We start from the raw sequence: 23,737 nt of genomic DNA on the forward strand, positions 1-23,737 counted from the left end.
TATCTTCATAAGTTAATTTCATAATAAAAACACCCCAAAAGTTAGATTTTTCTGTCTAACTTTTGGGGTGCAGTTCAGATTCCCTCTTTTTTAATGTAATATGACTTTCTTTTTTCATTGAAATTATAGCTTGAATTTGATAAGATAGTCTTATGAATAAAAGTAGAGTTAAACATGTGAATTACGGCAAAAAAAGGACAGCCTTACTAACCTTAGTAGCTATATTATCAGTTAGTATTTGTGTTCTTGGATCAATAATTGGGTACAAAATATATACAAAACAAAGTTTTGAACAGAAGATTGAAAGTTTACAGAATGAAAAAGAAGTTCAATTTGGTCAAGGGAATCAAAAGGATCATTTTCGTAAGGGACAAGCTGAAGTAGTTGCTTATTATCCTCTTAAGGGAGAGCAAGTAAACTCGTCTATCAAAGGAATCATGACTCAGGATATTAAGGAAAAGTTAGAAGATAAGGATACCCTTGTTTTTTACTATACAGAGAAACAGGATTCTGCTTTAAAAGGAGTCAGTGATTATAATGTTATCAAACAAGTATACGATTTGGCGTCCTTTAAAGTTGAAGAAACTGAAAAAACCACACTTGCAAAGTTCCATTTGACTGAAGATGGGAAATCTTTTACACTTAATCAACTGTTTTTAGATACGAGTAAAGCCAAGGAAATTTTTTTAAAAGAAATTAAAGCATTTTTAGTGGACAAGAAATTAGATAAAGAGAAACTTGACCAACTTGTCAAAGGATTCTCAGATCAAAATCTGTCTACTTGGAATTTTGATTATAAGGATAGCCAGATTATTCTTTTTCCAAGTCAGAAAGTTGAAAGTATAGATGAGATTGCTTTACCTGTATCCACTTTCTTTAATGTTTTACAATCTTCGTATTTGCAAGACAAGGATGCAGAACTTTATAAGGCTTATTTTGAGAAGAAAAATCAAAAATTGGTAGCCTTGACCTTTGATGATGGTCCAAATCCTTCAACGACCAATAAGGCTCTAGATATACTCTCTAAGTATGGAATTAAAGCTACTTTCTTTGTGTTAGGTAAAAATATTTCTGGAAATGAAGAGATATTAAAACGAATGAAAAAGGATGGGCATGTTATTGGTAATCATAGTTGGAGCCATCCAGTCCTCTCAAAACTTTCTCTAGAAGAGGCTAAAAAACAAATTACAGACACTGAAAATACTTTAACAAAAGTCTTAGGATCTAGTTCTAAACTGATGCGCCCTCCATATGGAGCAATTACAGATGACATTCGCAATAGTCTTGATTTGAGTTTTATCATGTGGGATGTAGATAGTCTGGATTGGAAGAGTAAGAATGAAACATCCATCTTGACAGAGGTACAAAGACAGGTTCGCAGCGGTTCTATTGTATTACTGCATGATATTCACGGTGAAACTGTAAATGCTTTACCAAAGATTATTGACTATCTGAAAGGACAAGGATATAGTTTTGTAACTATTCCAGATTTGTTAGATATACGTTTGAGAGCCCACCAACTTTTCTATAGTCGTGATCAATAAAACACTGAATCTAAAGAGATTTGTTTTCTTTAAGAACTGATTTCTTTGGATTTTCTTTATTCGGAAAGGGAAGATGATGACATATTACAACTTAAATAATGGAGTTTCCATTCCCGTTTTGGGATTTGGAACTTGGAAAGCTGAAAATGGAGAGATTGCCTATCAATCAGTTTTAGAGGCTTTAAAAGCAGGCTATCGCCATATCGATACGGCGACCATCTATAAAAACGAAGAAAGCGTTGGTCGTGCTATTCAAGATAGTGGGATTCCTAGGGAGGAAATTTTTGTAACAAGTAAACTCTGGAATACAAATCACAACTATGGGCAAGCTCGTCAGGCTTTTGAAGAATCTTTGGAGAAACTGGGCTTGGATTATTTGGATTTGTATTTGATTCATTGGCCGAACCCAAAACCGCTCAGAGAAAATGACCAATGGAAAATCCGAAATTCGGAAGTTTGGAGAGCTATGGAAGATCTCTATCAAGAAGGCAAAATCCGTGCTATCGGGGTTAGTAATTTTCTTCCCCATCATTTGAATGCCTTGCTTGAAACAGCAAAAATTTTTCCAGCGGTCAATCAAGTTCGCTTGGCACCAGGTGTGTATCAAGAGGAGGTAGTAGATTACTGTCGAGAAAAAGGAATTTTATTGGAAGCTTGGGGACCTTTTGGTCAGGGAGAATTATTTGATCAGGAAGAGGTAAAAGAAATTGCGGCTAGACATGAAAAATCTGTGGCTCAGATTGCACTAGCTTGGAGCTTGGCAGAAGGATTTTTACCGCTACCTAAGTCCGTGACTACTTCTCGAATTAAGAGTAATTTAGATTGCTTTGGAATTGAACTGAGTCAGGAGGAGCGTGAAATCTTAAAAAGAATTACGGTCAAATCTGGAGCTCCTAAAGTTGACGAAATGGATTTCTAGAAAATCATAAAAAGAATTGTACATCTTTTTGTTTTTTGCTATAATAGACAACAGGAAAGAAAGTCTTATGGCGTTCTTCAAGCGAGCTTGGGATAGTGGGAGCCAAGTAGGGCAAAATAAGGAGCTGGCGCTTTCTGTACTATTTTCAACAACAATGAAGTAATAAATTAGGGTGGAACCGCGTTTCTGACGCCCCTAGGTTAAATCAACCTAGGATTGTCGGACGCGGTTCTTTCTCTTATTCAGTCTATTATGTGAAAGAAAGGAGAGACGTGGAAAACCTTTATCTTGTAAAAGACGATAGTCAACTAGCTGCATTTCGTGATTTTGTAGTAAGAAATACTGACAAGTTGAAAGATTATCAATCTTTTTTAAAGAATGAACTTGCAGTCTATGATTTACCGCAAGCCGTTATTTGGTCAAGTCTTAATGCTGCCACACAGATTATTAGGGAAAGTGCTGTTCCAGCCTATACAAATAATAGACGAATGGTTATGACGCCTGATTTAGCTGTTTGGAAAGAGTTGTATTTGTATCAGTTGATGGACTACGAGTGTTCTCAGCAAACTCAAGCAATAGAAAGTCACTATCATTCTTTATCTGAAAATTTCCTCTTACAGATTGTAGGACATGAGTTAGCTCATTGGTCGGAGCATTTTTTAGATGATTTTGATGGTTACGACTCTTATATCTGGTTCGAAGAGGGGATGGTTGAATATATTAGTCGCAAGTATTTCTTAACAGAAGAGGAATTTCAAGCGGAAAAAATTTGTAATCAATCTCTCGTAGAACTTTTTCAGAAGAAGTATGGTTGGCATTCATTGAATGATTTTGGTTCTTCGACTTATGATAAGAATTATGCAAGTATTTTTTACGAATACTGGCGTAGTTTTTTGACAATAGATAAGTTGGTAGAAAATCTAGGTAGTGTACAAGCGGTCTTCGATTCTTATCATTTATGGGCAAATACAGATAAAACTCTTCCCTTGTTAAATTGGTTTGTTCAGCAGAAATTAATTGAAAAAGAAATATAAAAACTAAAGGAGTAAACAATGTCTAAGAAATTAACATTTCACTGCGTCAGTGGCAGAGACCTCCTTACAGTCGGGCTACCCCACGCTCAGCACTAGAGTGCCTGAGCTAGACGCAGTACTAACTCGTCTTGCCTCGTATGATCGACGAGGCAGACTCGTGTCGCAAGTAATTTATATAAAAAGGAGTAAACAATGTCTAAGAAATTAACATTTCAAGAAATTATTTTGACTTTGCAACAATTTTGGAATGACCAAGGTTGTATGCTTATGCAGGCTTATGACAACGAAAAAGGTGCGGGGACAATGAGTCCTTACACTTTCCTTCGTGCTATCGGACCTGAGCCATGGAATGCAGCTTATGTAGAGCCATCACGTCGTCCTGCTGACGGTCGTTACGGAGAAAATCCTAACCGTCTTTACCAGCACCACCAATTCCAAGTGGTCATGAAACCATCTCCATCAAATATCCAGGAACTTTACCTTGAGTCTTTGGAAAAATTGGGAATCAATCCTTTGGAACACGATATTCGTTTCGTTGAGGACAACTGGGAAAACCCATCAACTGGTTCAGCTGGTCTTGGTTGGGAAGTTTGGCTTGATGGGATGGAAATTACTCAGTTCACTTATTTCCAACAAGTCGGTGGATTGGCAACTGGCCCTGTGACTGCGGAAGTTACCTATGGTTTGGAACGTTTGGCTTCTTACATCCAAGAAGTAGATTCTGTCTATGATATTGAGTGGGCTGATGGTGTAAAATACGGAGAAATCTTTATTCAGCCTGAGTATGAGCACTCAAAATATTCATTTGAAATTTCAGACCAAGAAATGTTGCTTGAAAACTTTGATAAGTTTGAAAAAGAAGCTGGTCGTGCATTAGAAGAAGGTTTGGTACACCCTGCCTATGACTATGTTCTCAAATGTTCACACACCTTTAACCTGCTTGACGCGCGTGGTGCGGTATCTGTAACAGAGCGTGCAGGCTATATCGCTCGTATCCGTAATTTAGCTCGAGTTGTAGCTAAAACCTTTGTCTCAGAACGCAAACGTCTATGTTACCCACTTTTGGATGAAGAAACACGAGCTAAACTCTTAGCAGAAGACGCAGAATAAAGAGAGTGACAAATTACGAAAATGGGCGAACAGTGTGAGCCCTGAACCAGTTGCCGCAGTGATGAAGGTATCCTTAGTGAAGCTAAGGATACTAGGCAAAATTGGAGACTTTTGACTCCAATTTTAGCAATGAAACAACGAAGTTGGTTGCTTGCGTGCCCAATCACATAAGGCAAACTGGAAAATAAAAAGATACTTTTCGGAGAAAAAACATGACAAAAAACTTATTAGTAGAACTCGGTCTTGAAGAATTACCAGCCTATGTTGTTACACCAAGTGAAAAACAACTAGGCGAAAAAATGGCAGCCTTCCTCAAGGAAAACCGTCTGTCTTTTGAAGCCATTCAAACCTTCTCAACACCACGTCGTTTGGCTGTTCGTGTGACAGGTTTGGCAGACAAACAGTCTGATTTGACAGAAGATTTCAAGGGTCCAGCAAAGAAAATTGCCTTGGATAGCGATGGGAACTTCACGAAAGCAGCACAAGGATTTGTCCGTGGAAAAGGTTTGACGGTTGAAGATATCGAATTCCGTGAAATCAAGGGTGAAGAATATGTCTATGTCACTAAGGAAGAAGTTGGTCAACCAGTTGAATCTATCATTCCAGGTGTTGTGGATGTCTTGAAGTCATTGACTTTCCCTGTTAGCATGCACTGGGCTGGAAATAGCTTTGAGTACATTCGTCCTGTTCACACTTTAACAGTTCTTTTAGATGAAGAAGAGTTTGATTTGGATTTCCTTGATATTAAGGGAGGACGTGTGAGTCGTGGCCATCGTTTCTTGGGAAAAGAAACTAAGATTCAGTCAGCATTGAGCTATGAAGAAGACCTTCGTCGTCAGTTTGTAATTGCAGATCCACGTGAACGTGAGCAAATGATTGTTGACCAAATCAAGGAAATTGAGGCAAAACATGGTGTGGGTATCGAAATTGATGCGGATTTGCTGAATGAAGTCTTGAACTTGGTTGAATACCCAACTGCCTTTATGGGAAGTTTTGATGCCAAATACCTTGACGTTCCAGAAGAAGTCTTGGTGACTTCGATGAAGGAACACCAACGTTACTTTGTTGTTCGTGATCAAGATGGAAAACTATTGCCGAACTTCATTTCTGTTCGTAACGGAAACGCAGAGCATTTGGAAAATGTCATCAAAGGAAATGAAAAAGTTTTGGTAGCTCGTTTGGAAGACGGTGAATTCTTCTGGCGAGAAGACCAAAAATTGGTTATCTCAGACCTTGTTGAAAAATTAAACAATGTCACTTTCCACGAGAAGATTGGTTCCCTTCGTGAACACATGATTCGTACGGGTCAAATCGCTGTACTTTTGGCAGAAAAAGCAGGTTTGTCAGCGGATGAAACAGTTGATCTAGCTCGTGCAGCAGTTATTTACAAGTTTGACTTGTTGACAGGTATGGTTGGTGAATTTGACGAGCTCCAAGGAATTATGGGGGAGAAATATGCCCTTCTTGCTGGGGAAACTCCAGCAGTTGCGGTTGCTATTCGTGAACACTACATGCCTACATCAGCTGAAGGAGAACTTCCAGAGAGCAAGGTCGGTGCAGTGCTTGCCATTGCAGACAAATTGGATACGATTTTGAGTTTCTTCTCAGTAGGTTTGATTCCATCAGGTTCTAATGATCCTTATGCCCTTCGTCGCGCGACTCAAGGTGTGGTTCGTATCTTGGATGCCTTTGGTTGGCACATTGCTATGGACAAGCTGATTGATAGCCTTTATGCTCTAACATTTGACAGCTTGACTTATGAAAATAAGGCAGAGGTTATGGATTTTATCAAGGCTCGTGTTGATAAGATGATGGCTTCTACTCCAAAAGATATTAAGGAAGCAGTACTTGCAAGTTCGAACTTTGTTGTGGCAGATATGTTGGAATCAGCAAGTGCTCTTGTAGAAGCAAGTAAGGAAGAAGATTTCAAACCATCTGTTGAATCACTTTCTCGTGCCTTTAACTTGGCTGAGAAGGCAGAAGGAGTTGCTACAGTTGATTCAGCTCTTTTTGAGAATGAAGAAGAGAAAGCCTTGGCTGAAGCAGTAGATACGCTTGTTTTATCAGGTTCTGCAAGTCAGCAATTGAAGCAACTCTTTGCGCTTAGTCCAGTTATTGATGCCTTCTTTGAGAATACCATGGTAATGGCCGAAGATCAGGCTATCCGTCAAAATCGTTTGGCTATCTTGTCTCATTTAACTCAAAAAGCAGCTAAGCTTGCTCGATTTAACCAAATCAATACTAAATAAACTCAGTCAAACGGAGTTTATCTTATCATAAAGGAGAAGAAATGGATCCGAAAAAAATTGCTCGTATCAACGAGCTTGCTAAAAAGAAAAAAACAGAAGGCTTGACCCCAGAAGAAAAAGTAGAACAAGCCAAACTACGTGAGGAGTACATCGAAGGTTATCGTCGCACTGTTCGTCACCACATCGAAGGGATCAAAATTGTGGACGAAGAAGGAAACGATGTTACACCAGAGAAACTACGTCAGGCACAACGTGAAAAAGGATTACATGGTCGTAGTCTCGATGACCCAAATTCATAATAAGTATTTTTTCTTTTAATAAAGATAGATGAAATAATAACCAAAAGACTAGCAGTTTTTGTCTGCTAGTCTTTTGATTACTAAAAAAGGAACCAAGATGGTTCCTAAAATGATTAGTTACTTGCACCAGATGTAGCGTCTGCACCACCACCGTGGCCTCCAGCATCACCTGCATCAGAAGCTCCAGATGTAGCATCTGCATCGCCGTGACCATGTCCACCAGCAGAAGCTGCAGCATTTCCACCAACTAGACGTTGACCAGTTGTATTGAGGTACCAGTCAAGCCATGGTTGGAAATTAAAGATAATCTCATTAATTCCAGCATATGAACCATCTGGATAGTACATTGCTTGGTAATTGTGGGTATTAATAACGCCTTCTGGTGTTCCTGGTACAATTGTACGGACATATTCTTGATCCCCGTTACGCAATACACCGACAACCCATTCAACGTTTTTCATTCTAGAATCTGGCAATGAACCGTGTACAGTTCCTAAACGGTTTCCTGATTGAGCACGTACACGTTTACCAAACATTGTATTTGGGTCTTGGTGTGCGTCATTAAAGTATAAGAATTGATTATTATCATCTGCAAATGTCAATTCAAATGGCATTGCCTTCAAGAACATGTCAATTTGGTTAACTGTCAAGATACCATGGTCTAATTTAACATAAGTATCTCCAGAAACAGCTCCAACAAGTTCAGCTGCTTTTTCTACCCATTCAGGATCATCTGGATCAACACCTTGAATGGTAGTTGCAATTGAATTTGTACAATATAAATCTTCTGGTGCAATTGGTTTTGGTTTTTTCAATTTTGAAACGACTCCCACATATTTTACAAAGTTGTCTAAACATGTTTCAAGGAAATTAATAGTTCCTTCATTTGTGATATTCCCATTAACATCAAAAGCTTCTTTAGCTTTACCGAGAAGGAATTCATTTCCTGGAAGAGTATAGGCATTGACACCTGGAGCGTCAAGAATCTTACGAAGGTGAACTTGGGCACGAGAAGTACCTTGGTCGTAGTAAGAAGCACCCACAATCATGACTGGTTTGTTTTCAAATGGATGAACTTCGTATGAAAGCCATTCAAGAACAGATTTTAGGGAAGCTGAGATTGTATGGTTGTGCTCAGGAGTAGCGATAATGACACCATCAGCACGAGTAATTTTGTTATATAAATAACGCAATTGGAAGCTTTCGTCCCATTTTTCGTCTTGGTTAAACATTGGAACTTCATCAATTTCGAGGACTTCTAATTCAAATTTGAGTTTGAAGTGACGACGGATAAATTCCAAGAGTTTACGGTTATATGATTGATCGTAGTTTGATCCTACAAGTCCAACAAATTTCATTCTTTTTGGTCTCCTATCTTACAAATTTTCCCAGTCAAAGTCTTCAGCATCTTTGCGAAGTAGTTCTTGTGCGTTACGTAATTTTTCTGTGATTTTTACAAAGATACGGAAGTCGTCAAAAGTGGCATCCAATTTTTTGATAACATCAAGATCCACAAGATCACCACTTGGGGTGAAGGCTTGAAGAGAATGTGAAAGCAAGAATTCATCTGGAAGGACACTTGCTTTAATTTCTGGAGCATTCAAGATTTGACGAAGTTGTAATTGGGCACGTGATGAACCAAGCGTACCGTATGAAGCACCTGTAATCATGATTGGTTTGTTCAAGAGTGGGTAAATACCGTAAGACAACCAAGCAAGAGCGCTCATCAAAACAGCTGGGATAGAGTGGTCATACTCAGGAGTACCGATAATAACGCCATCTGCCTCTTCAATTTTAGCAGCAATTTCTAGAATTTCAGCAGGTACTTGCTTGTCAGCTGGTTTGTTGAAGACAGGAATGTCCTTAATTTCAACAAGTTCAATTTCAGCTTTTTCAGCAAAGTGTTTTTGCATGTATTGAAGCAATTGACGGTTTGTAGAACGTTTTGAATTTGTTCCAACAATAGCAATAAGTTTTAACATGAGATTTCCTTTCTCTTTTTACATAATACGATTTTAAAACTCCATTGAAATATCTATTTCTATAGAGTAGGAATTCCTGAAGAACAGCTTAGGTGACCTTCCTTATCGATGAGGATGGCTTCGATGCCCTCCAAACTTTCTACTTGCCAAAGGATAGAAGCAGGTCTTTCTCCAAAGAGTCGAGTTGTCCAGATTTCACCATCAACTGATTTATCAGAGATGATTGTTAGACTTGCTAGTTCCGTTTCAACAGGATACCCTGTTTGACTGTCAAAAATATGATGGTAATCTTTTCCATCGACTGTCAGGTGACGTTCATAAATGCCTGAAGTCACGACAGATTTATTGACAACGGGGATAGTCATTAAGTGATTTCCCCTCAGATTGGCTGGGTCTTGAATCCCGATTTGCCAAGCTTGATTCCCTCTTGCCTGATTTTTTCCAATGGTCAGGATGTTCCCTCCTAGATTGATTAAGGCAGAAGTCACTCCCTCTTCTCTCAGAAATTGGGCAAGCTTATCCGCACTATAACCCTTGGCTAAACAACCAAGATCGATTTTCATTCCTTTCTGTTTTAAAAACACAGTGGAAGCAGAAGAATCTAACTCGATATAATGAGGATTAATTAAAGGTAGCACCGATTCAATTTCTTGGGGTTGAGCAACTTTGGCATCTGAAAAACCGATGCGCCAGGTTTGAATCAAGGGACCAATACTGATGTTGAGATGGCTAGAGGGTGCTAGGCTATGCTCTAACCCAAGTGAAATCAGTTCAAACAGGTCTGAATGAACTTTGACTGGAGCTATTCCAGCTTGATAATTGATTTCCATCAACTCAGATTCTTGGCTATTGGCATTGAAGCGGTATTCTAGCTCTTTGAGCAAATCAAAGGATTTTTGGAGCAAGATATCGGCTCGCTCATCCACTAATGAAATAGTGATAGTAGTCCCCATTAGCCTTTCAGAATGTGAACTAAGAGGCAAGCTACCAACTCCTTTCTCTTATGAAAAGAAGGTTGAAATATAGTAAATTTATGAAAAATTCATCCCTTACATTTTCTTTCCATAGTACTAGCATACCATAAAGTCAGCGTTTTCACAAATGAAATTTGTAAAGTTGTCAAGAAATATGCTCAGAAAATAAAGAGTAATTGCAAGAAAGGCTGATAAAATACAGATTATTTACATTTTTTTACAAAAAAATCAGGAAAATTAGCAAAACCCTTGTAAACGCTAACAGTAAATGTTATACTAGAAGAGTAAATTTAAAATTGAAGGTAGGAATTTTTCTATGAGTAAAATCGTTGTAGTTGGTGCTAACCACGCTGGTACAGCATGTATTAATACTATGTTGGATAATTTTGGGAATGAGAACGAAATCGTTGTATTTGACCAAAACTCTAATATCTCTTTCCTAGGATGTGGAATGGCCCTTTGGATTGGTGAACAAATTGATGGTCCTGAAGGCTTATTCTATTCTGATAAAGAAAAATTGGAAGCTAAAGGTGCTAAGGTTTACATGAACTCACCAGTTCTTTCAATCGACTATGATAACAAAGTAGTTACAGCAGAAGTTGAAGGGAAAGAGCACAAAGAATCATACGAGAAATTGATTTTCGCTACAGGTTCTACACCAATCTTGCCACCAATCGAAGGTGTTGAAATTGTTAAAGGAAACCGCGAATTTAAAGCAACTCTTGACAATGTACAATTCGTTAAATTGTACCAAAACGCTGAAGAAGTTATCAATAAACTTGCTGACAAGAGCCAGCACCTTGACCGTATCGCTGTTGTTGGTGGTGGTTACATCGGTGTTGAACTTGCTGAGGCCTTTGAACGTCTTGGAAAAGAAGTTGTCCTTGTTGATATCGTTGATACTGTCTTGAACGGCTACTATGATAAAGACTTCACACAAATGATGGCCAAGAACTTGGAAGATCACAACATCCGCTTGGCTCTAGGTCAAACTGTTAAAGCAATCGAAGGTGACGGTAAAGTTGAACGCTTGATTACTGATAAAGAAACTTTCGATGTGGATATGGTTATCCTTGCAGTTGGTTTCCGTCCAAACACTGCCCTTGCTGATGGTAAGATTGAACTCTTCCGCAACGGTGCCTTCCTTGTAGACAAGAAACAAGAAACATCACTTCCAGGTGTATTTGCAGTTGGTGACTGTGCGACTGTCTATGACAATGCTCGTAAAGAAACTAGCTACATTGCGCTTGCTTCAAACGCTGTTCGTACTGGTATTGTTGGTGCCTACAACGCTTGTGGCCATGAATTGGAAGGAATCGGTGTGCAAGGATCAAATGGTATCTCAATTTACGGACTTCACATGGTTTCAACTGGTTTGACTCTTGAAAAGGCAAAAGCTGCTGGTTACAATGCAACTGAAACAGGCTTTAACGATCTACAAAAACCAGAATTCATGAAACATGATAACCATGAAGTAGCGATTAAGATTGTCTTTGACAAAGATAGTCGTGAAATTCTTGGTGCCCAAATGGTTTCACATGATATTGCAATTAGCATGGGAATCCACATGTTCTCGCTTGCTATCCAAGAACATGTAACAATTGAAAAATTGGCCTTGACAGATCTCTTCTTCTTGCCACACTTCAACAAACCATACAACTATATCACAATGGCTGCTCTTACAGCTGAAAAATAATATTTGATGAACTATCTGGCCTTGTTAGAGGTTAGATAGTTTTTTTAGTTATATTGTACCCAGACAATATTTGTTTTTTTGTCTTGTCATTCTATCTTTTCTATCTTAGAATAAAATTGTAGCTACTAATATAAGGTATAAGGACAAAAAAATGACTGAAAATCGTTATGAATTAAATAAAAACTTAGCACAGATGCTTAAAGGCGGCGTTATTATGGATGTTCAAAATCCTGAGCAAGCTCGTATCGCAGAAGCTGCAGGTGCAGCAGCTGTTATGGCTTTGGAGAGGATTCCGGCTGATATTCGTGCTGTTGGTGGTGTTTCTCGTATGAGCGATCCAAAGATGATTAAAGAAATTCAAGATGCGGTTAGTATTCCTGTTATGGCCAAGGTTAGAATCGGACACTTTGTTGAAGCACAGATTTTAGAAGCCATTGAGATTGACTACATCGATGAAAGTGAGGTTTTATCTCCGGCTGATGACCGTTTCCATGTGGATAAGAAAGAATTCAAAGTACCTTTTGTCTGTGGAGCTAAGGACTTGGGTGAAGCCTTACGTCGTATCGCTGAAGGTGCTTCTATGATTCGAACTAAGGGGGAGCCAGGTACAGGCGATATCGTTCAAGCAGTTCGTCATATGCGTATGATGAATCAAGAAATCCGTCGTATTCAAAATTTGCGTGAGGACGAGCTTTATGTTGCTGCCAAAGACTTACAAGTACCTGTAGAATTGGTACAATACGTCCATGAGCATGGAAAATTACCAGTTGTAAACTTCGCAGCTGGAGGCGTTGCAACGCCAGCTGATGCAGCCCTCATGATGCAACTAGGGGCTGAGGGTGTCTTTGTTGGGTCTGGTATTTTCAAATCAGGAGATCCAGTAAAACGGGCAAGTGCTATTGTCAAGGCTGTTACTAATTATCGCAATCCAAAAATCCTAGCTGAAATCTCTGAAGACCTTGGGGAAGCTATGGTTGGAATTAATGAGAATGAGATTCAAATCCTCATGGCAGAGCGAGGCAAATAGATGAAAATCGGAATTCTGGCTCTACAAGGTGCTTTTGCAGAACATGAGCGAGTTCTGGAAAGACTTGGAGTTAAAAATGTTGAACTAAGAAACCTAGAAGATTTTCAGAAATATCAAAAAGAACTGTCTGGTTTAATTTTACCGGGTGGGGAGTCAACAACAATGGGCAAGCTTTTGCGAGACCAAGACATGCTGCTTCCCATTCGAGAAGCAATTCTATCTGGATTACCAGTGTTTGGAACCTGTGCGGGTTTAATTTTGCTGGCTAAGGAAATTACTTCTCAGGACGAGAGTCATCTAGGAACTATGGATATGGTGGTCGAGCGCAATGCTTATGGACGCCAGCTTGGAAGTTTTTATACCGAAGCAGAATGTAAGGGAGTTGGTAAGATTCCAATGACTTTTATTCGCGGTCCGATTATCAGTAGTGTTGGAGAAGATGTAGAAATTCTAGCAATAGTGGACAATCAGATCGTTGCAGCCCAAGAAAAAAATATGTTGGTAACTTCTTTTCATCCTGAATTGACTGATGATGTGCGCTTGCACCAGTACTTTATCAATATGTGTAAAGAAAAAAGTTGAGAAGGAATTTTCTCAACTTTTTTTACATGTAATAAACAATGGCGATGTATTGGAGGGCAGATGCAGCAAGGATAAAGAGATGCCAAATCATGTGGAAATAAGGTTTTTTCTTAGCGTAAAATCCTGCTCCTACAGTGTAACAAAGACCACCTGTTACCATAAGGCTCCAAAAGATTGGTGTCGTTTGACTGATAATGGCAGGAATGATAGCCAGAACCAACCAACCCATAATTAGGTAAAGAGCAAGGCTGAATTTCTCATTGACTTTTTTAGCAAAGATTTTATAGAGAATACCAAAGATGGTCGTTCCCCACTGAATGGAAATAATCAGATAACCAAACCAGTTATTCATTAAGGTTAAGACGACGGGCGTGTATGAGCCAGCAATGGCAACATAAATCATAGAATGGTCAATGATTCGTAACACATATTTATGGGTTGAGCCGTAAGCCATGGAGTGATAGATTGTAGATGAAAGAAACATTAGAAATAGGCTAATCACGAAGATAGAAACACCAAATGATGATAAAAATCCATGTACTTGGTAACTGTAGGTAGATGAAATAGGTAACAAAATCAGCATGAAAAGCGCACCAATAGCATGGGTGACGCTATTAGCGACTTCTTCTCCAAAACTAAGTTGTTTACTGAGTTTTAGGCTAGTATTCATTTAGTCTCCTCCTTTTCAGAGTGATGTGTGACTAGTGATAAGGTGTAGTGATAAAGTTTGATAGTTTGGCAGCTGCTTTGGATGATGGGATTTGATGGATCAATTCCTTGGTTCATATAATCTACAAAGGCATTATAGAGTTGCTCTGAACTGGCTTGTGTTTGAAGTGTATTGAGTGTTTGTGCAATTTCTTGAATTGAAAAGACAGATTTGAGGGTTGTGATAGCAATCAAACGAGCAATTTGTTGGCGTTGGTACTTTTTCTTGTCTGGTTTTGTAAGATATCCGTGTTTAACATAGTTATTGACCATGGATGCAGTCAACCCTTTTTCTTTCTCCGTAAAGACAGGGGAGCAAACTTGATTCACATAAAGTAAAACTTGGTCCAGGTAGAGATCAATGCTCGGGATTTCTTCCCATTTGGGGTAGGAAAAACAGGTATTCATTTCCAACTTCCTTTCATCTAGTTTTAATAACTAGATTATAAAATAACAAAAACGAAAAGTCAAATTTCAACTGCTTGTGAAAAGGCTTAAATTATGCTATGATGGATAAAAATAGTCAGTAAAAAGGAGTTAAAATGGAAATTCGTTTAGCCTTTCCAAATGAAGTCAATACCATTATGCAACTAATTGAGGATGCTAAAAAATGTTTAGCTGATGCAGGAAGTAATCAGTGGCAAAATGGTTATCCAAATGCCGATATTATTATTGAGGATATTATCTCAGGTCAAGCTTATGTAGCACTTGAAGAAGGGGACTTGCTGGCCTATGCAGCTGTAACTAAGAGTCCCGAGAAAGATTATGAAGCCATTTATGAAGGAAGTTGGCAAGAGGGAGAATCAGAATATCTGGTCTTTCACCGTATTGCTATAGCAAGAGATTTTCAAGGACAAGGAGTTGCTCAAACCTTCTTAGAAGGCTTGATTGAAGGATTTGATTATCTTGATTTTCGCTCAGATACGCATGCTGAAAACAAAGCTATGCAACATATTTTTGAAAAACTTGGTTTTGAAAAGGTTGGTAAAGTTCCAGTAGACGGGGAACGCTTAGCCTATCAAAAATTAAAAAAATGATGCAGAAAAAGTATGCTAAAATGCTCTACTCCTCACCAATTGGATTCCTATCCTTAGTAGCAGATGACCACTACCTGTATGGAATCTGGTTTCAGGGGCAGTCTAATTTTGAGAGAGGTTTAGTAGAAGATAGTTTGGAAGAAGTTAAAAGTCATGCTATCCTGGATCAGGTTATTTTCTACTTAGATGCCTATTTTAAAGGGGAAATTCAGGACTTGTTTCAGCTATCCCTAGCTCCTATTGGGACAGAGTTTGAAAAGAGAGTATGGACCTACTTGCAGGATATTCCCTATGGTCAAACAGTTACTTATGGCCAAATCGCTCAAGAATTGCAAGTCCTGTCTGCTCAAGCAATTGGAGGAGCAGTGGGACGCAATCCATGGTCTATTTTAGTTCCCTGTCATCGTGTCCTAGGGAAAGGAAATCGCCTGACAGGATATGCCGCAGGAGTGGAAAAGAAGGCTTGGCTACTAGCACATGAAGGTATACATTTTCAAGAATGAGAATAAAGAAAGAGAGAAAGATGTTAGAATTTATCGAATACCCAAAATGTTCAACTTGTAAAAAAGCAAAAAATGAATTGAATGAGTTAGGGCTTGAATACAAAGATGTTCATATCGTAGAAGAGACTCCGAGTGAAGAAATGATTTTAGACTGGCTGGAGAAATCTGGTTTTGAACTAAAGCAATTTTTTAATACTAGTGGAATCAAATATCGTGAAATGGGCTTGAAAGATAAGATTGGAAGCTTGTCTAAGCAAGATGCAGCGAAACTTCTAGCAAGTGATGGCATGTTATTAAAACGCCCTCTTTTAGTAGAAAATGGTATCCTTAAACAAATTGGTTATCGAACATCTTATGGAGATTTAAGTTTGAAATAGCTTTTCTCTATCACTTTGATAGGGAAAATATATTACTTTCCAATTTTAAAGTATGATAAACTAGTAGATAGAGATTATCTACAGTTGCCCGTAGCAAATAATTTGATTACAGGGAGAAGTATGGTAGAATGAATCATTATCAGGAGAGGATGTTCTTATGAATATTACAACATTTTTAGCATCAGATTGGTATCAAAACTTGATGCAATATATTCCGGATGGAAAGCTCTTTAGCTGGCGTTCGGTTTTTGATGGGATTCCGAGAATTGTCCAACAGCTACCTATAACTCTGATGTTAACGATAGGTGGAGCAATATTTGGTTTGGTCTTGGCCTTAGTTTTTGCCATAGTAAAAATTAACCGCGTGAAGATTTTATACCCTCTACAGGCTTTTTTTGTTAGTTTTTTAAAAGGGACACCAATCTTAGTGCAGCTTATGCTGACCTACTATGGGATTCCTTTAGTTTTGAAAGCTCTCAATCAGCAGTGGGGTACCGGTTTTAATATCAATGCCATTCCAGCAGCTGTTTTTGCTATTGTAGCTTTTGCATTTAACGAGGCGGCCTATGCCAGTGAAACCATACGTGCAGCTATTCTCTCAGTTAATCCTGGCGAGATTGAAGCAGCTCGAAGTCTTGGTATGACTCGTGCCCAAGTTTACCGTCGTGTGATTATTCCCAATGCTGCAGTTGTTGCGACTCCAACTTTGATTAATTCCCTTATTGGACTAACAAAGGGGACTTCTCTAGCCTTTAGTGCTGGTGTTGTAGAGGTATTTGCTCAAGCTCAGATTTTGGGTGGTGCAGACTATCGTTATTTTGAGCGATTTATTTCTGTAGCGCTTGTTTACTGGGTAGTAAATATTGGTATTGAGGGCCTTGGCCGTTTCATTGAGAAAAGGATGGCTATTTCAGCACCGGATACAGTTGTTACAGATGTGAAAGGAGACCTTCGTTAATGATTAAGATTTCGAATTTAAGTAAATCCTTTTCAGGTCAGACCGTCTTGGATCATTTGAACTTGGATATCCAAAAAGGGGAAGTAGTGGCCTTGATTGGTTCTTCAGGTGCAGGGAAGTCAACTTTCCTACGTAGTCTCAACTATCTGGAAACACCAGATAGTGGTTCGATACAGATTGATGATTTTTCAGTTGATTTTTCTCAGATTAGCCAAGATCAAATATTAGCCCTTAGACGTAAACTATCCATGGTATTTCAACAGTTTAATCTGTTTGAACGCAGAACTGCACTTGACAATGTCAAGGAAGGCTTAGTAGTTGTTAAGAAATTATCAGATGAGGAAGCAACTAAGATTGCTAAGGAAGAGTTAGCTAAGGTAGGGCTTTCTGATAAAGAACACCATTACCCTCGCCACCTATCTGGTGGACAAAAGCAACGGGTTGCCTTGGCGCGTGCCCTTGCTATGAAACCTGATGTTTTGCTTCTAGACGAGCCAACATCAGCTCTCGATCCAGAATTAGTTGGAGAAGTTGAAAAATCTATTGCAGATGCAGCTAAATCTGGTCAAACCATGATTTTAGTTAGCCATGACATGTCTTTTGTAGCTCAAGTTGCTGATAAGATTTTATTCCTAGATAAGGGAAAAATTATTGAGTCAGGTACACCGGATCAAATCATCAACAATCCTAAAGAAGAACGGACAAAAGAATTCTTCTCTAGTTACAAACGGACATATATTTGATATAATGGAAAGAAGAAAACTCAGTTAGATAGACTAGCTGAGTTTACTCTTTAAAAAAGATAGAAATGAGAGAAATCATGCTACTGCAATTGTTTTCTTTATATTTTGAGAGTTTAATTATAACAGCACTCTTAGTAGGGGGATTTTTAGGTATTTGGATGGGATTAAGGATCATATCTAGAGTTGATAAGACTCCAGAGGATCGAAAAGCTCGTTTTTATGAGATGATCATGATTGGCGCTTTGGTTATTCCAGTATTATCTTTTGCTGTTATGAGTTTGCTTTTGGTTTTCAAGGCATAATACTTGCATGAATGATAAGAAAGAGTTAGAATAAAAATAGTTACAACAGGAAAGAAGGGATCAAAATGTACGATACTATCATTATAGGTGCTGGACCTGCAGGAATGACTGCGGCCTTGTATGCTGCTCGTAGCAATCTGAAAGTTGCTCTCATTGAAGGTGGTTTACCAGGTGGACAGATGAACAATACATCGGATATCGAAAACTACCCAGGTTATGCCAATATCAGTGGACCAGAGTTAGCTGAAAAGATGTTTGAACCGCTTGAAAACCTTGGAGTGGAGCATATCTATGGTTATGTTGAAAATATAGAAGACCATGGTAATTTTAAGAAAGTGATTACAGATGGCCAATCATACGATACACACACAGTTATCGTAGCGACTGGTTCTAAACATCGTCTTTTAGGAGTTCCAGGTGAAGAAGCACTCAACAGTCGTGGAGTTTCCTACTGTGCAGTCTGTGATGGAGCTTTCTTCCGTGACCAAGATTTGCTAGTAGTTGGTGGAGGGGATTCAGCAGTTGAAGAAGCGCTCTTCTTGACTCGTTTTGCTAAAACGGTTACCATTGTTCACCGTCGTGACCAACTTCGTGCCCAAAAGGTTTTACAAGATCGTGCCTTCGCTAATGAAAAAGTCAGCTTTATATGGGATTCTGTAGTTAAGGAAATCAAGGGTGAAAATAGAGTGGAGTCTGTCGTATTTGAAAATGTGAAAACAGGTCAAGTGACAGAGAAAGCCTTCGGTGGTGTCTTTATCTATGTTGGTTTGGACCCTGTTAGCGATTTTGTTAAAGAATTAAATATTCAAGATCAGGCAGGCTGGATTGTGACAGATAACCACATGAAAACTGCAGTTGACGGTATCTTTGCGGTTGGAGATGTTCGCTTGAAAGATCTTCGTCAAGTAACAACAGCAGTTGGAGATGGAGCTATCGCTGGTCAAGAAGCTTATAAATTTATCACAGAACATAGTTAATACACTTCGAAAATCTCTTCAAACCACGTCAGCTTCGCTTTGTTGTAGGTATGGTTATTGACTTCGTCAGTTCTATCCACAACCTCAAAACAGTGTTTTGAGCTGTCTATGGCTAGCTTCCTAGTTTGCTCTTTGATTTTCATTGAGTATAATCATAAAAAAGTTTCCAATCAGATGACTGGAAACTTTTTTATAGTCTATTTCGAAATACTTCATACATAAGAATAGCTGCAGCAACACTGGCATTGAGGCTCTGAACATGGCCGTTCATTGGAATAGTAATCATCTCATCTACTTGTTTTTTGATGTTACTAGAGATTCCTTTTCCTTCATTTCCGATGATGAGAGCCAGTTTACCTTGAGTGTTCCATTTGTGACACGGAGTACCGTTCATATCGGTTCCGAAAATCCAGAAACCTTGCTCCTTGAGTTTATCCAAAGTTTGACTAAGGTTGGTCACTCTTGCAATAGGTACGTGTTCAATGGCCCCTGTCGCAGTTTTAGCAACGACCGGAGTCACACCTACAGCTCGGTGTTTAGGAATGATAACCCCTGAAACATTAGTCGCATCTGCTGTTCTTAGTATAGAGCCTAGATTGTGGGGATCAGTCAGACCATCCAGAATAATTAGAAGTGGATTTTCCACTTTCTCTGTTTGGGCAAGGATTTGATCTAATTCACTATAAGCAAATTCAGAAACTCTTAGGACAAAACCTTGATGAACAGAACCTTCAGTCATCTCAGAGAGTGATTTTTTAGAAGTCCAAGAAATGGAAACTTTTTTTTCAGTGGCTAATTCTTTGACCTTTTCAACATTTTTACCTCGGAGATCTTCTTGGAGGTAGAGTTTGTTTCCAGTATTTGCAAGGAGGGCTTCAGTAACGGCATGGACGCCATAGACAATATCGTTTGTTTTCATGCCCTTATTATAACACAAAATCCCGCTTGTTAACGGGATTTTATTTCTTTATTCAAGAATAAGCAGTCCTTCTTTGACTGCAAATGGATTTTTTTCATTGATACGGTCGTAGAACATAACACCGTTGATGTGGTCAATTTCATGTTGGACAACGATAGAATTATAACCTTTGAGTTTGATGCGGTGTTTTTCTCCGTCTTTATCAAAATAGTCAACAGTGACACGGGCATGGCGAACAACATAGCCTGGCACGTTACGGTCAACAGATAAGCACCCCTCCCCTTCACCAAGAGCAGCATCTTGAACTGAGTGGGATACAATTTTGGGATTGTACATGATAGCTTGCAAGTCATAGGCTTCTTGAGGAGTCTCTCCCTCTTCAACAATATTAGGAACCAAGACAGCAATGATCCGTTTTGAGATATCCAATTGAGGAGCAGCTAGGCCGACACCACCACGTAATCCCATCTTTTCAGCCATGACAGGATCTTGAGAATGCTTGAGGAATTGCATCATCTTTTCACCAAGGATAATTTCTTGATCAGATAAAGGGAAAGTTACTTCCTCAGCAACAGCGCGAAGAGTTGGATTCCCCTCGCGGATAATATCGTTCATATCGATTAAATGAGCAGCTTTTGTAATACGTTCTATAGCAGACATGTTCTCTCCTTTCATTACCTCTACATGATAACACAAAATAAGGAGGATTGAAAGTGTTTCGATGCAGTGATTTTTAGATAATAGTTAGTAGAATGAATTGAACTGTGTAAGAATCTCTTAACTGTGATATAATAAAGAAAAAGGCTTGCATAAGAAAGTAGGGAAATCAATATGCAAAGAAGACAAGATAGACACCAAGCAGAAGCAGTTTTAGGATTTATACGGAAGATTGTAGATTTCTTCAGGCGTTATAGCAGGTGGAGTAATAAAGGTTTTGTCGTAGTTCTTTTAGTGGCAGTCTTTCTATCAATGGGCTTAGTGTTACTTTTTGAGAGTTTCAATGGCATGCCTTTGGCTAGTCAAAAACGCAATACTTTCACTCAAGAGGAAACTAAGAAAAACCAAGAAGCTAAGAAACAGGACGAAGAAACAAGTGCCCGTATTATGGCCCATGGAGATTTACTTTACCATGATATTATTTATATGTCAGCTAAAAAAGAAGATGGTAGCTATGATTTTCATGAGAATTTTGAGTACGTTACTCCTTGGCTTAAACAGGCAGATTTGGCTATAGGTGATTTTGAAGGGACCATTAATAAAGATCATTATTTAGCGGGCTATCCTTTATTTAATGCTCCTACCCAAGTGATGGATGCTATTAAGGATGCAGGATATCATGTTTTGGATTTGGCTCATAATCATATTTTAGATTCACAAATCGAGGGTGTTATTTCAACAGCAGATACGATTGAAAAGGCAGGTATAACGCCAATTGGAGTATACACTCATGAGCCACGTGATAAGGCTCCTCTTGTCATCAAAGAAGTAAATGGTATTAAAGTGGCTTTATTAGCTTACTCTTATGGTTTCAATGGAATTGAGCAAAATTTGTCTCAAGAAGATTATAATCGCTATCTTTCTGACTTGAATGAAGAAAAGATGAAGGCTGAGATTGAACGAGCTGAAAAAGAGGCAGATATTACAATTATTATGCCTCAGATGGGGGTAGAATATCGCATAGAACCTACTGAAGAGCAGAAGGCTCTCTACCACAAAATGATTGACTGGGGGGCTGATATTATCTTTGGAGGTCATCCGCACGTAGTTGAACCATCTGAAACGGTTGAAAAAGATGGAGATAAAAAATTGATTATCTACTCTATGGGGAATTTTATTTCGAATCAACGGATTGAAACGATGACTGGTGTAGAAAATGCCAAGTGGACTGAGCGGGGTGTTCTTATGGATGTAACACTTAAGAAAAAAGCTGGCAAGACTAGCATTGAGACTGCTCAAGCCCACCCTACATGGGTAAATCGTAGGCCTAAAGGGACATTTTCTCCAGAAGGGTATCCTCTTTATCATTATCAGACCTATATTTTGGAAGACTTTATAGAGGGTGGTAAACATCGTGACCTGTTAGATGCTGCTACCAAGGAACGGATTGATACAGCTTACAAAGAGATGAATGAACATGTAGGATTGAAGTGGTAGTAAGAGTAACTACGAGGAATGAAGATGGACATTAAAGTAATTGCGACAGATATGGATGGTACTTTGCTAGATGCTAAAGGGCAAATGGACCTTCCGCGTTTAGAAAAGATTCTGGATCAGTTGGATCAAAGGGGTATTCGTTTTGTCATTGCGACAGGAAACGAAGTATACCGCATGAGAGAATTACTAGATCATTTAGTTGATAGAGTGGTGCTAGTTGTTGCTAATGGCGCACGAATATTTGACGGTAATCAGTTAATTCAAGCGCAGACGTGGGATGATAGAATAGTTGAAAAAGCTATCGCTTATTTTAATGACAGAGCTTGTCAAGACCAATTTGTCGTAACATCTATGAACGGCAGCTTTGTTAAAGAAGGAACTGTATTTACAGATTTAGAGAGCTTTATGACTCCGGAAATGATTGAGAAATTTTATCAACGTATGCATTTTGTCAAGGAATTGAAGCCGGAACTCTTTGGTGGCGTACTAAAAATGAGTATGGTAGTTGGTGAAGAACGCTCTGATGCCGTACTAACAGAAATCAATGATTTATTTGGTGGATATGTTAGAGCGGTATCAAGTGGCTTTGGCTGCATTGATATTCTACAGGATGGTATCCACAAGGCATGGGGATTGGAAGAATTACTCAAGCGTTGGAACTTGAAAGCCCAACAAATCATGGCATTTGGTGATAGTGAAAATGATGTTGAAATGCTTGAAATGGCTGGTATTGCTTATGCTATGGGAAATGCAGATGACAAGGCTAAGGCTGTTGCAACAGCTCTAGCACCAGCCAACAGCCAAGGGGGAGTCTATCAAGTTCTAGAAAAATGGTTAGTGGATGATGAACATGCAACAGTTTAAGGATAATAAATAATTGATCGAATATAGCATTTCGAATTTATAGTTTATGTTTTCAACTATTTCTTCTTGGAAGGTTTCCGGACAATCAGAATGAGAGCTTAATTAGAAAGTTATCAGATCTTATAAGAGATGATAACTTTTTTTTATTATGCGACTATTAGTCCGTCTCGCTCCGTTAGGTGCGAGACAAAAAACCACCCGCTATGCGGGTGCGCGTCGAAGGTTATACCAAAAAAACTCCAAACGCGATACAATAAAGGTGTTCAAGCCAATTGTAAAGCGAAAGGAGAAAAATATGGCACAAAAGGCACATAGTTTATCACACACAAAGTGGATGTGTAAATATCACATTGTGTTCACCCCTAAGTATAGACGAAAAGTCATTTATAATCAATATCGAAGTAGTTTAGGCGAAATATTTCATCGCTTGTGTAGTTATAAAGGAGTTGAAATTATCGAGGGTCACTTAATGCCAGACCATGTACACATGTTAGTAAGTATTCCACCAAGGATAAGTGTTTCGAGTTTCATGGGTTATTTAAAAGGAAAAAGTGCACTCATGATGTTTGACAAACACGCCAATCTCAAGTACAAGTTTGGGAATCGGCATTTCTGGGCAGAAGGTTATTATGTAAGTACGGTGGGACTCAATGAAGCCACAATTAAGAAATATATCCAAGATCAGGAAAAGCATGATATAGCACTAGATAAATTAAGTGTAAAAGAATATGAGGATCCCTTTAGGGATAGTGGTAAGTAATACTAAAGCCTCTTTGAGA

The 23,737-nt window shown here is 38.8% G+C and carries 27 protein-coding genes; 19 read left to right on the forward strand and 8 right to left on the reverse strand.

All coding sequences use genetic code 11. The annotated features are described in order from the left end of the window. Positions 1-152: 152 nt before the first annotated feature. The 6 genes from pgdA to QZ114_RS00825 all read left to right on the forward strand — a co-directional run bounded on the left by pgdA (position 153) and on the right by QZ114_RS00825 (position 7,155). Entirely contained in the window at positions 153-1,544 is a 1,392-nt protein-coding gene (pgdA, locus tag QZ114_RS00800) for a peptidoglycan-N-acetylglucosamine deacetylase PgdA (protein ID WP_295498541.1), read from the forward strand. 76 nt (positions 1,545-1,620) lie between these two features. Beyond that, a complete protein-coding gene (locus QZ114_RS00805) occupies positions 1,621-2,463 on the forward strand; it encodes an aldo/keto reductase (protein WP_295498680.1) in 843 nt (280 codons plus the stop codon). A 272-nt stretch (positions 2,464-2,735) separates the two neighbouring features. Beyond that, positions 2,736-3,497 (forward strand): elongation factor Tu, encoded by a 762-nt coding sequence (locus QZ114_RS00810; RefSeq protein WP_295498544.1) that lies wholly within the window; start codon positions 2,736-2,738, stop codon positions 3,495-3,497. Positions 3,498-3,689: 192 nt separating this feature from the next. Continuing rightward, positions 3,690-4,607 (forward strand): glycine--tRNA ligase subunit alpha, encoded by a 918-nt coding sequence (glyQ, locus tag QZ114_RS00815; protein ID WP_295498547.1) that lies wholly within the window; start codon positions 3,690-3,692, stop codon positions 4,605-4,607. A 212-nt stretch (positions 4,608-4,819) separates the two neighbouring features. After that, positions 4,820-6,856 carry a glycine--tRNA ligase subunit beta gene (gene glyS / locus QZ114_RS00820; protein WP_295498550.1) on the forward strand — a complete coding sequence of 679 codons (2,037 nt, stop codon included), beginning with the start codon at positions 4,820-4,822 and terminating at the stop codon, positions 6,854-6,856. Positions 6,857-6,897: 41 nt separating this feature from the next. After that, complete coding sequence (locus QZ114_RS00825) at positions 6,898-7,155, forward strand: DUF896 family protein (RefSeq protein WP_173253493.1); 258 nt, start codon at positions 6,898-6,900, stop codon at positions 7,153-7,155. Between the two features lie 113 nt (positions 7,156-7,268). Here the strand turns inward: QZ114_RS00825 and QZ114_RS00830 are convergent, their stop codons facing one another. Genes QZ114_RS00830 through QZ114_RS00840 form a run of 3 tightly spaced genes read right to left on the reverse strand, consistent with a single transcriptional unit; the run spans position 7,269 to position 10,120 of the window. Beyond that, positions 7,269-8,513 carry an NAD(P)H-dependent oxidoreductase gene (locus QZ114_RS00830; protein WP_295498556.1) on the reverse strand — a complete coding sequence of 415 codons (1,245 nt, stop codon included), beginning with the start codon at positions 8,511-8,513 and terminating at the stop codon, positions 7,269-7,271. 18 nt (positions 8,514-8,531) lie between these two features. Then, complete coding sequence (locus tag QZ114_RS00835) at positions 8,532-9,137, reverse strand: NADPH-dependent FMN reductase (RefSeq protein WP_153222858.1); 606 nt, start codon at positions 9,135-9,137, stop codon at positions 8,532-8,534. A 59-nt stretch (positions 9,138-9,196) separates the two neighbouring features. Continuing rightward, positions 9,197-10,120, reverse strand: a complete 924-nt coding sequence (locus QZ114_RS00840; protein ID WP_295498562.1) for an FAD:protein FMN transferase — start codon at positions 10,118-10,120, stop codon at positions 9,197-9,199. 307 nt (positions 10,121-10,427) lie between these two features. On the opposite strand from QZ114_RS00840, the gene nox reads away from it, so the two are divergent. The 3 genes from nox (at position 10,428) to pdxT (ending at position 13,416) form a co-directional block, all read left to right on the forward strand. Further along, complete coding sequence (nox, locus tag QZ114_RS00845) at positions 10,428-11,807, forward strand: H2O-forming NADH oxidase (RefSeq protein ID WP_295498565.1); 1,380 nt, start codon at positions 10,428-10,430, stop codon at positions 11,805-11,807. 151 nt (positions 11,808-11,958) lie between these two features. Next, positions 11,959-12,834 carry a pyridoxal 5'-phosphate synthase lyase subunit PdxS gene (gene pdxS, locus QZ114_RS00850; protein ID WP_295498568.1) on the forward strand — a complete coding sequence of 292 codons (876 nt, stop codon included), beginning with the start codon at positions 11,959-11,961 and terminating at the stop codon, positions 12,832-12,834. Beyond that, positions 12,835-13,416, forward strand: coding sequence for a pyridoxal 5'-phosphate synthase glutaminase subunit PdxT (gene pdxT, locus QZ114_RS00855; protein WP_295498570.1), 582 nt, complete (start codon positions 12,835-12,837; stop codon positions 13,414-13,416). Between the two features lie 22 nt (positions 13,417-13,438). Here pdxT and QZ114_RS00860 read toward each other — a convergent pair whose 3' ends face one another. Together QZ114_RS00860 and QZ114_RS00865 are read right to left on the reverse strand one after the other, a co-directional pair. Beyond that, complete coding sequence (locus QZ114_RS00860) at positions 13,439-14,086, reverse strand: hemolysin III family protein (RefSeq protein ID WP_295498573.1); 648 nt, start codon at positions 14,084-14,086, stop codon at positions 13,439-13,441. Next, positions 14,083-14,532, reverse strand: a complete 450-nt coding sequence (locus QZ114_RS00865; protein WP_295498576.1) for a DUF1836 domain-containing protein — start codon at positions 14,530-14,532, stop codon at positions 14,083-14,085. Before QZ114_RS00865 ends, QZ114_RS00860 begins: the two co-directional genes overlap by 4 nt. A 134-nt stretch (positions 14,533-14,666) precedes the next feature. On the opposite strand from QZ114_RS00865, the gene QZ114_RS00870 reads away from it, so the two are divergent. The 7 genes from QZ114_RS00870 (at position 14,667) to trxB (ending at position 19,021) form a co-directional block, all read left to right on the forward strand. Then, positions 14,667-15,161 carry a GNAT family N-acetyltransferase gene (locus tag QZ114_RS00870; protein WP_295498578.1) on the forward strand — a complete coding sequence of 165 codons (495 nt, stop codon included), beginning with the start codon at positions 14,667-14,669 and terminating at the stop codon, positions 15,159-15,161. Then, positions 15,161-15,664: a methylated-DNA--[protein]-cysteine S-methyltransferase gene (locus QZ114_RS00875; RefSeq protein ID WP_295498683.1), complete on the forward strand. Its 504-nt coding sequence runs from the start codon at positions 15,161-15,163 to the stop codon at positions 15,662-15,664. Before QZ114_RS00870 ends, QZ114_RS00875 begins: the two co-directional genes overlap by 1 nt. A 20-nt stretch (positions 15,665-15,684) precedes the next feature. Then, complete coding sequence (locus QZ114_RS00880; RefSeq protein ID WP_295498581.1) at positions 15,685-16,041, forward strand: arsenate reductase family protein; 357 nt, start codon at positions 15,685-15,687, stop codon at positions 16,039-16,041. 157 nt (positions 16,042-16,198) lie between these two features. Beyond that, on the forward strand, positions 16,199-16,999 hold the full coding sequence (locus QZ114_RS00885) for an amino acid ABC transporter permease (RefSeq protein WP_295498584.1): 801 nt from the start codon (positions 16,199-16,201) through the stop codon (positions 16,997-16,999). Next, positions 16,999-17,742: an amino acid ABC transporter ATP-binding protein gene (locus QZ114_RS00890; RefSeq protein WP_295498588.1), complete on the forward strand. Its 744-nt coding sequence runs from the start codon at positions 16,999-17,001 to the stop codon at positions 17,740-17,742. Before QZ114_RS00885 ends, QZ114_RS00890 begins: the two co-directional genes overlap by 1 nt. A gap of 77 nt (positions 17,743-17,819) precedes the next feature. After that, entirely contained in the window at positions 17,820-18,044 is a 225-nt protein-coding gene (locus tag QZ114_RS00895) for a DUF4059 family protein (RefSeq protein WP_295498686.1), read from the forward strand. Between the two features lie 65 nt (positions 18,045-18,109). After that, on the forward strand, positions 18,110-19,021 hold the full coding sequence (trxB, locus tag QZ114_RS00900; RefSeq protein ID WP_295498592.1) for a thioredoxin-disulfide reductase: 912 nt from the start codon (positions 18,110-18,112) through the stop codon (positions 19,019-19,021). Here trxB and QZ114_RS00905 read toward each other — a convergent pair. The 3 genes from QZ114_RS00905 to def are packed head-to-tail and all read right to left on the reverse strand — an operon-like array spanning position 19,018 to position 20,600. Further along, positions 19,018-19,164 (reverse strand): hypothetical protein, encoded by a 147-nt coding sequence (locus QZ114_RS00905; protein WP_295498595.1) that lies wholly within the window; start codon positions 19,162-19,164, stop codon positions 19,018-19,020. The two genes, trxB and QZ114_RS00905, sit on opposite strands and share 4 nt — an antisense overlap. A gap of 47 nt (positions 19,165-19,211) precedes the next feature. Further along, entirely contained in the window at positions 19,212-19,940 is a 729-nt protein-coding gene (gene rlmB / locus QZ114_RS00910; protein ID WP_295498598.1) for a 23S rRNA (guanosine(2251)-2'-O)-methyltransferase RlmB, read from the reverse strand. 48 nt (positions 19,941-19,988) lie between these two features. After that, positions 19,989-20,600, reverse strand: a complete 612-nt coding sequence (gene def / locus QZ114_RS00915; protein WP_295498601.1) for a peptide deformylase — start codon at positions 20,598-20,600, stop codon at positions 19,989-19,991. 171 nt (positions 20,601-20,771) lie between these two features. On the opposite strand from def, the gene QZ114_RS00920 reads away from it, so the two are divergent. The 3 genes from QZ114_RS00920 to tnpA all read left to right on the forward strand — a co-directional run bounded on the left by QZ114_RS00920 (position 20,772) and on the right by tnpA (position 23,718). Then, complete coding sequence (locus tag QZ114_RS00920) at positions 20,772-22,094, forward strand: CapA family protein (protein WP_295498604.1); 1,323 nt, start codon at positions 20,772-20,774, stop codon at positions 22,092-22,094. 24 nt (positions 22,095-22,118) lie between these two features. Beyond that, the gene (locus QZ114_RS00925; protein ID WP_295498607.1) at positions 22,119-22,958 is read left to right on the forward strand and encodes an HAD family hydrolase; all 840 of its coding nucleotides are present in this window, start codon (positions 22,119-22,121) and stop codon (positions 22,956-22,958) included. 295 nt (positions 22,959-23,253) lie between these two features. Beyond that, positions 23,254-23,718, forward strand: coding sequence for an IS200/IS605 family transposase (gene tnpA, locus QZ114_RS00930; RefSeq protein WP_295498610.1), 465 nt, complete (start codon positions 23,254-23,256; stop codon positions 23,716-23,718). Positions 23,719-23,737 lie beyond the last annotated feature (19 nt).

Source organism: uncultured Streptococcus sp., assembly GCF_901875575.1.
Lineage (GTDB): Bacteria > Bacillota > Bacilli > Lactobacillales > Streptococcaceae > Streptococcus.

Excerpts from the sequence above, each read along its gene's own strand:
- rlmB (WP_295498598.1), bottom strand. The coding sequence starts at position 19,940 with ATGAAAACAAACGATATTGTCTATGGCGTCCATGCCGTTACTGAAGCC.
- QZ114_RS00890 (WP_295498588.1), top strand. The coding sequence starts at position 16,999 with ATGATTAAGATTTCGAATTTAAGTAAATCCTTTTCAGGTCAGACCGTC.
- QZ114_RS00905 (WP_295498595.1), bottom strand. The coding sequence starts at position 19,164 with ATGAAAATCAAAGAGCAAACTAGGAAGCTAGCCATAGACAGCTCAAAA.
- QZ114_RS00835 (WP_153222858.1), bottom strand. The coding sequence starts at position 9,137 with ATGTTAAAACTTATTGCTATTGTTGGAACAAATTCAAAACGTTCTACA.
- glyS (WP_295498550.1), top strand. The coding sequence starts at position 4,820 with ATGACAAAAAACTTATTAGTAGAACTCGGTCTTGAAGAATTACCAGCC.
- tnpA (WP_295498610.1), top strand. The coding sequence starts at position 23,254 with ATGGCACAAAAGGCACATAGTTTATCACACACAAAGTGGATGTGTAAA.
- pgdA (WP_295498541.1), top strand. The coding sequence starts at position 153 with ATGAATAAAAGTAGAGTTAAACATGTGAATTACGGCAAAAAAAGGACA.
- pdxT (WP_295498570.1), top strand. The coding sequence starts at position 12,835 with ATGAAAATCGGAATTCTGGCTCTACAAGGTGCTTTTGCAGAACATGAG.
- def (WP_295498601.1), bottom strand. The coding sequence starts at position 20,600 with ATGTCTGCTATAGAACGTATTACAAAAGCTGCTCATTTAATCGATATG.
- QZ114_RS00825 (WP_173253493.1), top strand. The coding sequence starts at position 6,898 with ATGGATCCGAAAAAAATTGCTCGTATCAACGAGCTTGCTAAAAAGAAA.
- QZ114_RS00805 (WP_295498680.1), top strand. The coding sequence starts at position 1,621 with ATGACATATTACAACTTAAATAATGGAGTTTCCATTCCCGTTTTGGGA.
- QZ114_RS00870 (WP_295498578.1), top strand. The coding sequence starts at position 14,667 with ATGGAAATTCGTTTAGCCTTTCCAAATGAAGTCAATACCATTATGCAA.
- QZ114_RS00925 (WP_295498607.1), top strand. The coding sequence starts at position 22,119 with ATGGACATTAAAGTAATTGCGACAGATATGGATGGTACTTTGCTAGAT.
- glyQ (WP_295498547.1), top strand. The coding sequence starts at position 3,690 with ATGTCTAAGAAATTAACATTTCAAGAAATTATTTTGACTTTGCAACAA.
- QZ114_RS00830 (WP_295498556.1), bottom strand. The coding sequence starts at position 8,513 with ATGAAATTTGTTGGACTTGTAGGATCAAACTACGATCAATCATATAAC.
- QZ114_RS00875 (WP_295498683.1), top strand. The coding sequence starts at position 15,161 with ATGCAGAAAAAGTATGCTAAAATGCTCTACTCCTCACCAATTGGATTC.
- QZ114_RS00920 (WP_295498604.1), top strand. The coding sequence starts at position 20,772 with ATGCAAAGAAGACAAGATAGACACCAAGCAGAAGCAGTTTTAGGATTT.
- QZ114_RS00885 (WP_295498584.1), top strand. The coding sequence starts at position 16,199 with ATGAATATTACAACATTTTTAGCATCAGATTGGTATCAAAACTTGATG.
- pdxS (WP_295498568.1), top strand. The coding sequence starts at position 11,959 with ATGACTGAAAATCGTTATGAATTAAATAAAAACTTAGCACAGATGCTT.
- trxB (WP_295498592.1), top strand. The coding sequence starts at position 18,110 with ATGTACGATACTATCATTATAGGTGCTGGACCTGCAGGAATGACTGCG.
- QZ114_RS00860 (WP_295498573.1), bottom strand. The coding sequence starts at position 14,086 with ATGAATACTAGCCTAAAACTCAGTAAACAACTTAGTTTTGGAGAAGAA.
- nox (WP_295498565.1), top strand. The coding sequence starts at position 10,428 with ATGAGTAAAATCGTTGTAGTTGGTGCTAACCACGCTGGTACAGCATGT.
- QZ114_RS00895 (WP_295498686.1), top strand. The coding sequence starts at position 17,820 with ATGCTACTGCAATTGTTTTCTTTATATTTTGAGAGTTTAATTATAACA.
- QZ114_RS00865 (WP_295498576.1), bottom strand. The coding sequence starts at position 14,532 with ATGAATACCTGTTTTTCCTACCCCAAATGGGAAGAAATCCCGAGCATT.
- QZ114_RS00880 (WP_295498581.1), top strand. The coding sequence starts at position 15,685 with ATGTTAGAATTTATCGAATACCCAAAATGTTCAACTTGTAAAAAAGCA.